10 protein-coding genes are annotated in these 13,115 nt (G+C 76.1%); 4 read left to right on the forward strand and 6 right to left on the reverse strand.

The features are described from left to right. Positions 1 to 8 precede the first annotated feature (8 nt). Entirely contained in the window at positions 9 to 965 is a 957-nt protein-coding gene (locus tag EDF38_RS02095) for a hypothetical protein (protein WP_123353734.1), read from the forward strand. A 70-nt stretch (positions 966 to 1,035) separates the two neighbouring features. Here the strand turns inward: EDF38_RS02095 and EDF38_RS02100 are convergent, their stop codons facing one another. From EDF38_RS02100 to EDF38_RS02110, 3 genes are all read right to left on the reverse strand, one after another. Further along, a complete protein-coding gene (locus tag EDF38_RS02100; protein ID WP_123353735.1) occupies positions 1,036 to 2,034 on the reverse strand; it encodes a Cof-type HAD-IIB family hydrolase in 999 nt (332 codons plus the stop codon). 162 nt (positions 2,035 to 2,196) lie between these two features. After that, positions 2,197 to 3,504, reverse strand: a complete 1,308-nt coding sequence (locus tag EDF38_RS02105; protein WP_233572137.1) for an MFS transporter — start codon at positions 3,502 to 3,504, stop codon at positions 2,197 to 2,199. Between the two features lie 40 nt (positions 3,505 to 3,544). Further along, complete coding sequence (locus EDF38_RS02110; protein WP_123353737.1) at positions 3,545 to 4,570, reverse strand: LacI family DNA-binding transcriptional regulator; 1,026 nt, start codon at positions 4,568 to 4,570, stop codon at positions 3,545 to 3,547. A 309-nt stretch (positions 4,571 to 4,879) separates the two neighbouring features. Here EDF38_RS02110 and EDF38_RS02115 point away from each other — a divergent pair, with 309 nt between their 5' ends. After that, a complete protein-coding gene (locus EDF38_RS02115) occupies positions 4,880 to 7,762 on the forward strand; it encodes a choice-of-anchor G family protein (protein ID WP_123353738.1) in 2,883 nt (960 codons plus the stop codon). 117 nt (positions 7,763 to 7,879) lie between these two features. Here the strand turns inward: EDF38_RS02115 and EDF38_RS02120 are convergent, their stop codons facing one another. Next, positions 7,880 to 8,212 carry a TetR family transcriptional regulator C-terminal domain-containing protein gene (locus tag EDF38_RS02120; RefSeq protein WP_123353739.1) on the reverse strand — a complete coding sequence of 111 codons (333 nt, stop codon included), beginning with the start codon at positions 8,210 to 8,212 and terminating at the stop codon, positions 7,880 to 7,882. Between the two features lie 89 nt (positions 8,213 to 8,301). Here EDF38_RS02120 and EDF38_RS02125 point away from each other — a divergent pair, with 89 nt between their 5' ends. Together EDF38_RS02125 and EDF38_RS02130 are read left to right on the forward strand one after the other, a co-directional pair. Next, on the forward strand, positions 8,302 to 8,568 hold the full coding sequence (locus tag EDF38_RS02125; RefSeq protein ID WP_255409837.1) for a GNAT family N-acetyltransferase: 267 nt from the start codon (positions 8,302 to 8,304) through the stop codon (positions 8,566 to 8,568). 266 nt (positions 8,569 to 8,834) lie between these two features. Next, a complete protein-coding gene (locus tag EDF38_RS02130; protein WP_123353740.1) occupies positions 8,835 to 9,500 on the forward strand; it encodes a hypothetical protein in 666 nt (221 codons plus the stop codon). 34 nt (positions 9,501 to 9,534) lie between these two features. Here EDF38_RS02130 and EDF38_RS02135 read toward each other — a convergent pair whose 3' ends face one another. After that, entirely contained in the window at positions 9,535 to 10,863 is a 1,329-nt protein-coding gene (locus tag EDF38_RS02135) for a glycosyltransferase (protein WP_123353741.1), read from the reverse strand. Next, positions 10,860 to 13,052: a glycosyltransferase gene (locus EDF38_RS02140; protein WP_123353742.1), complete on the reverse strand. Its 2,193-nt coding sequence runs from the start codon at positions 13,050 to 13,052 to the stop codon at positions 10,860 to 10,862. The genes EDF38_RS02135 and EDF38_RS02140 overlap by 4 nt, the downstream gene beginning before the upstream one ends. Positions 13,053 to 13,115 lie beyond the last annotated feature (63 nt).

The following is a 13,115-nucleotide window of genomic DNA, read 5'->3' on the forward strand; positions in this document are numbered from 1 at the left end:
CTGCCCGGGTGCCGGAACCGATCTCGAGGTGGTGGGCGCGACGTCGCTGGTCGCGGGGCCTCGACGTGCCCTACGCCGTCGGCGAGTTCCGGGCAGCGTGGGCGTCCTTCCCCGTGCTGATCCGGCAGTACCGCCCCGAGTTCAACGACGGCGTCGTGCTGAGCCAGGTGCCGCCGGCGGCCGACGTATGGCTCACCTGGCAGTGCGACGTCGGCCACGTCTTCGTCGCGACGCCCGACGAGCAGCGGCACCGGCCCGGCCGTGAACGGCGTCGTTCGTCGTGGTGCCCGAGCTGCGCCGAGCTCGCCGCTCCGCGCACCCCGAGCCTGCCGATGGCCGAGACGGTCCGCCTGCCCGGGGCCGGCCCGGTGCTGGGCAGGCCCGTGTCGGGACGCGACCCCGAGGCGCCGTCCCGACCGTCGAGGGCCGACCGGGTCGTCGCGCCGCGCGCCGTGACGCGGGCCCCGGTGCGCTCCGCGGCGCGGACCACGACTTCCGTCCTCTGCGTCAAGACCCCGACGCTGGCGCCGGGGGAGCCCTTCGCGAGCGTCTGCGCGCCTCCTCCGGCCTCCGCCGTCGAGGAGCGGCTGCGAGCCGACCTCACCGCGCGGCTCGAGTTCACCCCGGGCCTCACCGCCGTCCGGCTGGCGCGGCCGTTCTTCGACCATGTCGAGGCCTGGCCCGACATCGTGCTGCCCGAGCTCCGCGTCGCGATCGAGTACGACTCGACCGGTCGGCACGGACTCGAGCACGTCGGCAGGCGCGAGGACGCCGATCGGCGGAAGGACCGCGCCCTGCGCGCCGTCGGGTGGGAGGTCGTGCGGCTCCGCACCGGCAAGCTGCCCGCGCTCGGGCCCTGGGACCTGCAGGTGGGTGGGCTGAACCGCGGCACGGTGCCGCTGCTGCTCGACCGGCTGCGGGCGATCCGGGGCGACCTGTTCGTCGACGCGTACCTCCGGCAGTGACCGACGGGTCGGTCGGCGACGGCGCGCTCGGCGCGGTCGGTCGCGCTCACCGCCCGGGCGGCGGCCCTGCCTACGTCCCGAGGTGCGGCAGCACCGCCCGGATCGTCGTCAGCACCCCGTGCTCGGTGTTCGCCGGCGCCGTGTGCCGGGCGCGCTCGACGATCGACGGGTGGGCGTTCGCCATCGCGTACGAGTGCGTCGCGACGTCGAGCATCTCGGCGTCGTTGAGGTAGTCGCCGAAGGCCATCGTCTGGTCGGGTCCGATGCCGAGGGAGTCCTGCAAGATGGCCAACGCCCGGCCCTTGTTGATGCCCGAGCGCATGACGTCGACCCAGTGCTCGCCCGAGACGACGACGTCGAGGCCGATGCCCGTCTCGGCGGCGAGGGCGCGCATGGCGGGCCCGGTGCGTCCCTCGGCCGAGCCGAAGTCGTAGACGGCGAGCTTCAGCACGGGGTCGTCGGCCGACGCGGCGACGACGTCGTCGACCACCTCGAGGGCGGCGTAGTAGCGGCGGACGTGCGCGACGAAGTCGTCGTCCGTGCGCTCGATGTACGCCGTGCGGGCACCGCAGACGACGAGCCCGACGTCGGCGTGGCCCGCATCCGGGCCGCCGGTGGTGCCGCCGGCACCGAGGGGCACCGCGCCCGAGGCGGTCCGCCGCACCCACTCGACGACGGGCGCGACGGCGGCCCGGTCGAGCGGCTCGATCGCGACGGTCTGCCCGTCGCGGACCACGTTCGTCCCGTTCTCGGCGATGAACACGAGCCCGGGGCGCTCGCCGAAGACGGCGGCGAGGGTCTGGTACTGCCGACCGCTGGCCGGGGCGAAGAGCACGCCCGCGGCCTCGAGCTCGTCGAGCAGCGGCCAGAACCCGTCGGGCACGCGGCCCTCGCCGTCGAGCAGGGTGCCGTCCATGTCGCTGACCACGAGCCGGATGTCGGGCGCGGCGGGGTCGCCCGTCGAGACCCCCGCCGGAGGCGCGGCCTCCGTCGCCGCCGCCGCCGGCGGTCGGCCGTCGGGCAGGGTGGTGGTCGCGGGCGGGGGGCTCGTCTCCGTGGCGTCGTTCATCGGACACCACTCTGCCGCACGCGCGCTGCCGGGTCCGCCGGGCCGGCGGTCCTGGGCGCGTCCGGACCCTCGGGACCCGCACGCACCCTCGCGCGCGCCGAGGGGTGTCTGCGGGTTCCGAGGGTGCGCGAGTCCGACGGGGGCGGACGCCGCCCGCGGCCGTCAGGCCCCGGAGTCGCCGGCCGCCGCGCCGCTCCGCACCTCGGCCTCGGCCCCGGCCCTGCCGCGCGCCGGGCCGCGTCCGCCCATCGCGCCCGCGACGACGAAGGCCACGCCGAGCAGGGCCGCGACGAGCCAGAACGAGTCGAGCAGCCCGACGGCCTCCGACAGCCCGCCGATCACGGGCGGCCCCGCCAGGTTCGCGAGGTAGCCGATCGAGGCGACGGCGCTGACCCGCGCGGCCGCGTTCGGCCCGCTCTCGGCCGCCGCCGACATGCCGAGCGGGAAGCCCATCGACACGCCGACGGCCCAGAGCACGACGCCGACGAGCACGAGCCACACGGGCCCGCCCAGGATGTAGAACGCCAGCCCCACCACCCCGATGCCCGTCGTCAGGCGGATGGTCTGCACGCGCCCGATGCGGTCGACGACCGGTCCGCCCAGCACCCGCGCCACGGTCTCCGAGATCGCGAACACGGTGAAGAACAGCGCCGCGACGGTCTCGGTCCGGCCGTGGCCGTCGCTGGCCGACAGCGGCAGCCAGCTGTTCGCCGTGCCCTCGCCGAGCTCGGCGCCGAGCATGACCACCCCGATGAGCAGGAGGCGCGGGTCGAGCAGCCGGCGCCCCGACCTCTCCAGGCGCACCCACCACCCCGCCCCGTCCGCGACCTCGTCGGCGGCGACGGCCTCCGCGACCGGCAGCTGCAGGTACCGCGTCGCCCCGAGCCCCACCACGGCGATCAGCGCCGCCTCGGCGAGGAACTGCCACGGGAAGGCGACGCCGAGCGCGGCCGCGCCCGCGCCGATGCCCGAGCCGACGACGGCGCCGGCCGACCACGCGGCGTGGAGGAGCGGCATGAGCGTGCGACCCGCGGCCTTCTCGACGGCGGCGCCCTGCAGGTTGATCATCACGTCGAAGCTGCCGACGGCGAGGCCCACCACGACGAACCCGGCCACCGTCGCGGGCACGGAGGCCGCGAGCCCCGCCCCGACCCCGACGAGGGCGATGCCGACGCCGATGGTCACCGCCGCCGCGCCGATCGCCCGCCTCGGGCCGAACCGCGCCAGCACGTGCGCCGAGAGCGTCAGCCCCGTGATGGAGCCGACGGTGACCCCGGCCAGGGCGATGCCGATGAGGCCGTCGCCGATGCCGAGGGAGTCGCGGATGCTCGGCAGCCGCGGGCCCCACGTCGACAGCGCGATGCCGCCGAGCGCGAAGAGCACCATCACGGCGTTGCGCCAGGAGGCGACGCCGCGATAGGTCGAGAGGGGGCCCGAAGCGTCGGGTCGAGGAGTGCCGTGAACGTTCACGGGGTCACGCTAGCAGCATGAGGCGCCATGTCGACAGGGGTCAGGCCGAGGCGCGGAGGGTGAGCGTCAGGGGCACGCTGACGAGCCTCCTCGGGGCGGGTCCTCCGTCGCGGCCCGGGTCGCTCAGGGCCGCGTCGAGCAGGGCGACGGCCTCGCGCGCCAGCCGGGCCTTGTCGATCGAGAGCGTCGTGAGTTCGGGCGTGACCGCGCGGCCGAGCGCCAGCCCGTCGACGCCGACGACCGCCACGTCCCCCGGCACCGAGCGCCCCGCGTCGGCGAGGGCCTTGAGGGCGCCGAGGGCCATGAGGTCGTTGTAGACGACGACCGCGTCGGCCTCGGGCCAGGCGGCGAGCACCTGGCGGACGCCGTCGGCGCCCCCCTCGAGCGACTCGGGCCCGGCGAAGGCGGGCTGGTCGGCCCCGGGCAGCCCGGCCTCCGCGACGAGGCGGCGGTACAGGTCGAGGCGGTCGCCCGGGCCCTCGCTCGAGTCGACGAACGCGACGCGGCGCCGGCCCGACGCGACCAGGTGACGGAGCGCCTCCGTCATGGCGGGGGCCAGGTCGAGCACGACCCGGGCGTCGAGGCGGGGGTGCTCCGGACCGTCGAGCATGACGAGCGGCATGCGCAGGCCCTCGCCGGCGAGCACCTCGTCGGGCAGCAGGGCCATCGTGTCGCCGCGGCAGCCCGTGAGCAGCACGGCGTCGACGCCGGCGATCATCGAGGCCAGCTGGGCGCGGCTCTTCGCGGGGTCGGTGCCGACGTCGCAGAGCAGCAGGCTCCAGTCGTGCTCGGCCGCCTCGCGCGACAACGCCGACGCCAGCTCGGCGAAGTACGGGTTGCCGAGGTCGTCGATGACGAGCCCCACCGTCGTGCGGCGACCCTGCACGAGACTCTGCGCCGCACGGTTGGGCCGGTAGCTGAGGCTGCGCGCCGCCTCGACGACGCGCTCTCGGGTGGCCGGGGCGACGTCGGCGAGGCCGTTCAGGGCACGGGTCACCGTCTGGCGCGACACCCCGGCGAGCTCCGCGACGTCGATGATCGTGGCGCGGGGCGACGGGGAGGGCATGGGCCGAGGCTACTTCGTCCCGGGCTGCCGCCCGGTGTGACCCGATCGGGGGGCACCCGCGGGCGATCGGGATGATTTCGTCGACCCGGAGCGTCTTTCTCGTCGTCGTGGGGGTGGCAGAACGGCCGACTGGGGGTACCGTCGGCCGTGCAGCACGTCTGCGTCGGACGGCCTCACCAGCCCTCACCGCAGACCTGACCGGCTGCCATGAGGATCAGGAGCGAGTCCATGAGACTTGATGCATCTGCGCGCGCCGACGACGGGCGGGTCACCACCGCCTTCCGGCGCCGCCCACTCACCACGAGGGGGGTGGCCGTCGTCACGGCGGCCCTCCTCGGCCTCGGCGGGAGCGTCCTCGCGGCGTCGCCCGCCCTGGCCGCCCCGCCGGCCTCGACCGGCGAGGGGCGGTTCCTCGGCGGGTCCGCCCTCGGCCTCGACCTCGACGACCTCGTCGCGCTCGAGACCGCCCGCGCCGTCAACACCGGCGGCGACCCCGTCACCGACGTCACACCCCTCGACGCCACGGTGCTGAACGCCGTCGAGGTCGACCTCGGCTCGGGCATCGAGCTGCTGGGGCCGAACGGCCTCCTGACGCTCGGCGCGGTCAACCAGTTCGCGCAGGCGAGCCCGGACGGCAGCTCGACGGCAGCGTCGGGCGCCGTCACGAACGCCGGGGCCGTCGGCGTGGGAGGCGCGGCCGGGGTCCCGCAGGCGGACGCCGCCTTCGACCTGTCCGGACTCGTCGGCGACGACGTGGCCGGGTCGCTCGCGAACCTGACGCTCGACGTCGGCAGCGTGTCGGCCACCGCCGCCCAGGCGGCCGGCCCCGACGGCGCGCAGACCGGCGACTACGGCATCGCGAGCCTGGCGCTGACGCTCGACAGCCCCGCGCTCAGCGCCACGACCGCCGACCTCCGGGCCGCGCTCGCGGCCCTGCAGCCGACCGTCGACGGCGTCGACGACCTGCTCGGCGCCCTCGGGCCGCTCGTCACCGTCGACGGCATCCCCACCCTCGTCGACGCCCTCGACTCGGCGACCGCCGTGACCACCGCCGACGGCTCGATCACCGCCGACCTCCAGACCGGGGCGATCACGGTCGACGTGGCCGCCGTGCTGGCGGCCCAGGGCCTCGACCTGAACGACCTGGCGCCCGGCACCGACCTGCTGCCCTACGTCACCGACGCGCTGACCGCGCAGCTGCTGCCGGCCCTGAGCTCGGCGCTGCAGGGCGTGGCCGACCAGCTCACCGCGTCGCTCACCGACCTCGACGTCACCGTCGCGGGCGTCCCCGTGCCGGTCGGCACGGTGCTCGGCGTCGTCTCGCCGGTCATCGACCAGGTCGTCGCGCCGATCAGCGACGTGCTGGCCGACCTCGGCGCCACGGTCGTGACGCCGCTCGTGGTCGCGCTCGACGGCGTCGTCGCGATCGAGGCGAACACGCAGTCGACCACCGCCGACGGCGTCTTCACGCAGGGCGCGCTCCGCGTGAGCCTGCTCGGCGGGGCGGCGACGCCCCTCGCGGTCGTCGAGCTGGCCTCGGCCGCCGTCGGCCCCAACGCCGGTCCGCTCGCGGTCCCGACGCTGGTGTCGCTGGATCCTGACCAGGGTCCGGTCACGGGCGGCACCCCGGTGACGATCACGGGCACGGACTTCACGGACGACTCGACGGTGTCGGTCGACGGGTCCGACCCGATCGCGCCGACCGTCGTCTCGGACGACGGCACGTCGCTGACGTTCACGACTCCGGCTCACGCGGTGGGTCCGGTCGACGTGACGGTGACGAGCCCGGCGGGCACGAGTGGTCCGTTGACGTTCACGTACGTCCCGGTCGACGGCGGCGGCGACGGCGACGTGCCGACGCTGGTGTCGCTGGATCCTGACCAGGGTCCGGTCACGGGCGGCACCGCCGTGACGATCACGGGCACGGACTTCACGGACGACTCGACGGTGTCGGTCGACGGGTCCGACCCGATCGCGCCGACCGTCGTCTCGGACGACGGCACGTCGCTGACGTTCACGACCCCGGCGCACGCGGTGGGTCCGGTCGACGTGACGGTGACGAGCCCGGCGGGCACGAGTGGTCCGTTGACGTTCACGTACGTCCCGGTCGACGGCGGCGGCGACGGCGACGGCGACGTGCCGACGCTCCTCAGCCTCGACCCCGACCAGGGCCCGGTGGGAGGCGGCACGCTCGTCACGATCACGGGCACCGACTTCACGCCTGGCTCGACGGTCTCGGTGGACGGGTCCGACCCGATCACCCCGACGTCGATCTCGACGGACGGCACGACGATCGTGTTCTCGACTCCGGCGCACGTCGCCGGGGGCGTGCCGGTCACGGTCACGAACGACGCGGGCACGAGTGCCCCGCTGACGTTCACCTACGTGGCCGCTCCGGCGGGCGCGCCGACACTGACGTCCCTCGACCCCGACCAGGGTCCCGTGGGCGGCGGCACGCTCGTGACGATCACGGGCACCGGCTTCACGCCCGGCTCGACGGTCTCGGTCGACGGCTCGGCGCCCATCACGCCGACCGCGGTCTCGACCGACGGCACGACGATCACCTTCACGACCCCGGCGCACGTGGCCGGAGCCGTGCCGGTGACCGTCACGAACGGCTCGGGCACGAGCGCCCCGCTGACGTACACGTACGTCGGGGTCGGCGTCACGCCTCCGCCGGTCATCACCTCGCCCGAGGACGGCGAGGTGGTCGACACTCCGACGCCCGTCATCACCGGCACCGGCACGCCCGGCTCGACCGTGACCGTCACGATCGGCACCGGCGTGGTCTGCACCGCGCTCGTCGTCACCGACGGCACGTGGAGCTGCTCGCCCGTCCTGCCCCTGCCCACCGGCGAGGTCACGATCGTCGCGACGGAGTCCGGCCCGCTCGGCACCTCCGAGCCCTCGGCGCCCGTCACCTTCACGGTCGGCAGCCTCGTCGACGGCGGCGGCCTCGGGGCCGACCCCGGCGACGGAACCACGCCCGGCGGCAACGGCGGCAACGGCGGGGCCGGCGGCAACGGCGGCGGCTTCGGCGGCGGCGCTGGCAACGGCAACGGCGGCGGCTTCGCCGGCAACGGTGCCCTCGCCTACACCGGCACCGACAGCGCGCCGATCCTGGCCTTCGCCCTGGTGCTGATGGTCGTCGGCGGCGTCATGACGATCAGGAGGCGCCAGCAGCGCGACTGACCCCGGTCGGCAGCGTCATCCGAGGTGCCCGTCAGGTCCGACCTGGCGGGCACCTCCGCGTGCGGGGAGGTCCGTGCACGTCGACCGGGACGCGCGTGGGTCTGCCTGGGGTCGGGGCTACCGGCCCTGAGGCCCGCCGAGGGCCGCGTCGAGCACGACCGAGACGGCGGCGCGCTGTCGGTCGGCCGGCCAGCCCTCGGGATCGCCCGCCGCGAGCGACGACACGCCCTCGACCATCGCGGCCAGGGCGGACGCCCGTGCCCGTGCGTCGTCGTCCGAGCTGTCGGAGACGGCCTGCAGGAGGCGCCCCAACCGGCCCGCGAACGCGCTGCTGTCGGTCGCCTGGCGCTCGGCCAGCACGGGGTCGCTCAACGACGCCGCGAGGAAACCCGTCCAGACCCGCGCCTCCGCGAGCGTCTCCGGCGAGATCGGCAGGGCCTCCAGGACGATCGCCCGGACGGCCGACGCGGCGTCGGGCGCTCGTCGCTCGAGGTCGTCGGACCGCTCGCGGGTCCGGGCGTGGGCCCCTCGCGCACGAGGTGCTCGGCCCGGACGTCGTCGAGATCAAGAGGATGTACGTCGAGCCCTCTGCACGAGGCACGGGGGTGGCCACCGCCGTGCTCCGGGCGCTCGAGGCGGCCGCGTCCGAGCGGGGCGCGCGCCGGCTCGTGCTCGAGACCGGCACCGGCCAGCCCGACGCGATGCGCTTCTCCGCCCGGGAGGGCTACGAGTCGATCCCGCTCTTCGGCTCGTACGTCGGGGGAGCGGAGTCGGTCTGCTTAGGCCGGGACCTGGCGACGCGCTGACGGCCCCGCCGGGCGCCCGCCCCGGCCGAGACCCGTGAGACCCGCAGGCACCCCGCCGCCCGCGATCGCTCGACGTCGAGCGGCAGGGGTGACACGACGGGGCTCGGGGAGTACCGTCTCGGTCATCAGGTTCCCCCGATCTGATCGGGATCAGCTCCCCCCGGTTGATCCCCCGGCCCCGACTCGTTTCCCATGAGCCGGGGCCCCTCTCTTTCCCGGCCCGCCCCGCGGTCGGGCACCGCGCCTCCGCCGGTTAGGCTGCCCGCATGGTGACCGTCGTGATCCCGTGGCGGCCGCAGCCGAGCCGCGTGCCCGTCTTCGAGACCGTCGTGGCCTGGTGGCGGGCGAACCTGCCCGAGGCCGAGATCGTCCCGGTCGACACCGACGACGTGCCCTTCGCGCTCGCCCGCTGCCGCAACGTCGGCCTCGCGGCCCGGCCCGACGACGAGGTCGTCGTGGTCGCCGACGCCGACACCCTCCCGCAGGTCGGCCCGCTCCGCGAGGCGGTCGCGGCGGCGCGCACCTCCGGCCGCGTGCACCTGCCGTACACGGCGTACCACTGGCTCGGCGAGGCCGGCAGCGCCCAGTTCGCCGACGGCGTCGCCCTCGAGGACTGCGACCACGAGCTCGTCCGCGGCGCCTGCTCGGGCGTCTACGTCACCACCCCCGCGACCTGGCGCAGCCACGGCGGGCAGGACGAGCGCTTCCGCGGCTGGGGCTTCGAGGACGCCGCCTGGTACCTCGCGCACACGACCCTGCTCGGTGAGCCGCCGGTGCGCCACGACGGGCTCGTCTTCGCCCTGCACCACCAGGCGGAGGTGCGGGAGGGCCCCCAGTACGACGCCAACGCCGCCCTGATGCAGCAGTACCGCGACGCCGCCGCGGCCGGACCCGCCGCGATGCGCGACCTCCTCGGGGTGCCCGCGCCGTAGCGGCTGCGGGCCGGCGCGCTCAGCGCGGCCGGCGCTACGCCCGGGGCGGCAGCGCGGCGTCGACGGCCGCCAGGGCGCGGAGCCGACCCGGCTGCTGCCGGAGCGACGTCGACAGCGCGACCAGCGCCTCCCGCGCGCCGGCGGGCAGGTCGAGCACCCGGGCGAGCGCGTCCGCGACGTCGTCGACCGTCGCGGTGACCGGCGGCAGCACGACGCCCGCGCCGACCCGCTCGAGCGCCTCGGCCCCGGCGAACTGGTCGGTGGAGAACGGCAGCACGACGAGCGGGACGCCCTCGGTCATCGCCTCGGTGACGCTGTTGTTGCCGCCGTGGGTGACCGCCGCCGCCGCGTGGCTCAGCAGGCGCACCTGCGGCAGGAACTCGCGGACGAGCCACGACGGCGGCAGCTCGCCGAGGGAGGCGAGCTCCGCCGGGTCGGCCGAGCCGGTCGCGATCGCGGCCCGCACGCCGAGCCGGGCGAGGGCGGCGGCGACGCGGGCCAGCACGTCCCCCCGCACCGAGAGGAAGCTCCCGAAGCTGACGTAGACGTACGGCTGGTCGACCGCGAGCCAGGCCTCGACCTCGGGGTCGGGCAGCTCGTGGCGCACCGCCGAGCCGAGGTGCGCGTGCGGCGGCAGCAGTGGGGTGCGGGCCGGGTCGGCGAGCTCGGCGGGGTAGTTGTAGAGCAGCAGGTCGCCGTGCTCCGCAAAGGCCGAGCGGGAGGCACGGGCCGACGGGTCGAGGACGGCGAGGGCCGCGTTCCACTCGGCGGTGAAGGAGGCGTCGACGCGCTCGCAGAGGTCGCGCAGCGACGCCAGCGCGGCCGGGTCGAGCGCCTCCTGCCAGCCGGCGGGCCAGGTCGGCGGGAACCCGTAGACCTCGTCGCCGACCGGCAGCGCCGAGGGGTGGCCGAGGACGACGTCGGCGTGCGCGACGCCCCCGGCGACGAGCGCGAGCCGCGCGCTGAACGCGAGGTGGTCGACGACGATCGCGTCGGGCGCGACCTCGGCGACGACCGCCTGCACCGCGCGCGCCGTCTCGACGGGCTGCCACATGAGGTCGGTGAGGCGCTCGCGTGCCTGGTAGGCCAGGGTCTCGACGGGCCCGGCGCGCGTGGCGTCGAAGAAGCCGCGGAGCGAGTCGTCCTCGCCCTCGGGCTGCTCCTCGGCGCGGATGACGCCGGGGTTCGAGCCGCGGGCGAGCTGCAGGTGCACGCGCTCGAAGCCGAACTGCTCGACGATCGACGCGGTGGCCTCGCCGGTGGCGACGACGACGCGCTCGCCGCGGTCGCGCCAGGCGGTGGCGAGGGTCGCGAGCGGCAGCAGGTGCGACGCGTAGTCGGGCGAGATGACGAGGAGGGTCATCGCAGCCACGCCCCGTCGAGCGAGGCGACCTCGTCGCGGTGCACGCCGACGTAGACCGTCGACAGCGCCGCGGCCATGGCCTGGATCGTGAAGCTGCGCTCGACCGTGGCGCGCGAGCGGGCGGCGCGGGCGTCGTCGGGCTCGGTCGTCGACAGCTCGAGCGCCCGGGCGACGGCGTCGGCGAGCTGCTCGACGTCCCACGTGCGGGTCAGCACGCCGGTGACGCCGCGCTCGACGTAGGTCGAGGGGCCGCCGCCGTCGGGCGCCACGACGAACAACCCGGTGCCCATCGCCTCGAGCAGGGCGATGCCGAACTCCTCCTTGAGGCTGCCGCAGACGTAGACGCCGCGCGGCGCGGCGAGCCCGGGCACGCCGAAGCGGGCGGCGGCCACCCAGCGGGCGACGGTGTCGTTCGGGCGGTGGCCGGGCAGCAGCAGGCCGGAGGCGCGGCGCCGGTCACGAGGTACCAGCGCGTCGATGAGGTCGAGCTGCTCCCGCTCGTCGGGCGACGGGTCGTCGAGGGCGCCGCCGATCAGCAGCAGGTTGGCCTGGTCGCGCAGGGGGCCGCGGGCCCAGGCGTCGGCGATCGTCGCCATGCCCTTCACCCGGTGGAACCGTCCGACGCTGACGACGAGCGGCAGGTCGCGGCGCTCGGCGGGGAGGCCCTCGAGCAGCTCGCGCAGCTCGGCGAGGGGCGGGGTCGCGGGCTGGCCCGCGGCGTGGGCGGCGGCCTCGGAGACCGCGCGGTCGACGACCTGCAGGTCGATGCCCTCGGGCACGACGCTGTGGCGCTCGGGGTGCGCCGTGATGTCGATGCCCACGAGGTCGCGCAGGTCGGTCGCGAGCTCGGGCCGGGGGAACAGCACCGTGTGCGAGGCGTTCGAGGCGAGCTGCTGCACGAGGCGGGCGCGGAACCAGAAGTGCTCGCGCTCGTCGACCTCGCCGAAGTTCTCGCGGGTCAGCCCGCCGGCCAGGTCCATCGACTGGATGACGGCGTGCGGGTCGGGCGCGACCGTGAAGACGACGGGCACGTCGAGCTCGCGGGCCACGTCGGCGGCGGCGAGGCTGCCGACGTCGGCCATGCGCAGGTGCAGCACGTCGACCCCGCCGGTGGCGCGGAGCACCCGGCGGATGCCCCGCCGGGCGGCGACGCGGAGGGGCCAGGCGGCAGCGGAGGGGACGGGCTCGCTCAGCAGCGGCACGCGCCCGAAGACGTGGCCGTGCTCGTCGGCGGCGAGGGCGGCGACGCTGTCGAGGGCGCCGGCGGCAGAGCCACGGGAGAGCGTGACGACGCGCCGGACCGCGGCGCGGGTCGCAGGGTCGGCGTCGGCGACGAGCGCGTCGCCGAGGCGCACGAGCAGCGTGGCGATGCCGCCGTTGTCGCCGCTGCCGGCCGCCGTCAGCTCGGCGTCGATGTCGGCGTGCAGGAAGAGCTGCGCCACGGTGAGCCCGCGGTCGTCGTCGGCGTCGCGGGTGGTGGGGGAGACCGGCGCGGCCGACACGGGCGTCGCCGAGAGGTCGACGAGCGCGAGCCGCGCGACGTCGGCGAGGTAGCCCTCGCCCTCGGCCCACGCCTCGAGGGCGAGGGCGACTCCGGGGGCGCCGCGGCGCTGGCCGAGCGCGGAGACCGCGGCCACGCGGACGTGCTCCGTCTCGGCCTCGTCGGCGGCGACGACCAGCAGCGGACGGGTGGCGATGCGGTCGCGCACCAGGCCGAGCGTCTCGACCAGCCGGTAGCGCGCCTCCGGGTCGCGGATGCCGATGAGGCCGCCCTCGACCGCGACGGCGACCAGCCCGGGCGACGAGTCGGACCACTGCTCGAGGGTGCGCTGCGCGAGCATGCCGGCGAAGCCGCCCTCGACGACGAGGGCCAGCAGGCGGCCGACGGTCTCGGGGCGGGGCAGGCGCGAGCTCAGCGCCCAGGCGGCGTGCTCGCGGAGGAAGGCGCGGTCGCTCGACAGGACGCCCGACAGGGCCACGTCGGCCTGCTCGTCGTGCACCTGGGCGAGGGCGTGCGTGGCGGCGATGGCGACGAGCTGGTCGGTGCTGCCGAGGGCTCCCGTGAGGAGGCGGATCGTGCGGGTGCCGCCGGTGCGCGCGGCCTCGAACGCGAGGTCGTCGGCGAGCCGCATCGACTCGACGAGCCCCGCCGCCTGGTGCACGGCGTCGAGCGATGTCTGGATGCCCACGGGCGACCTCCCTGCGGGCCGGAGGCGTCCGGCGCGGCGGCTCCCGCGCGGGACCCGAGACGA

Source organism: Frigoribacterium sp. PhB160 (genome assembly GCF_003751785.1).
GTDB lineage: Bacteria > Actinomycetota > Actinomycetes > Actinomycetales > Microbacteriaceae > Frigoribacterium.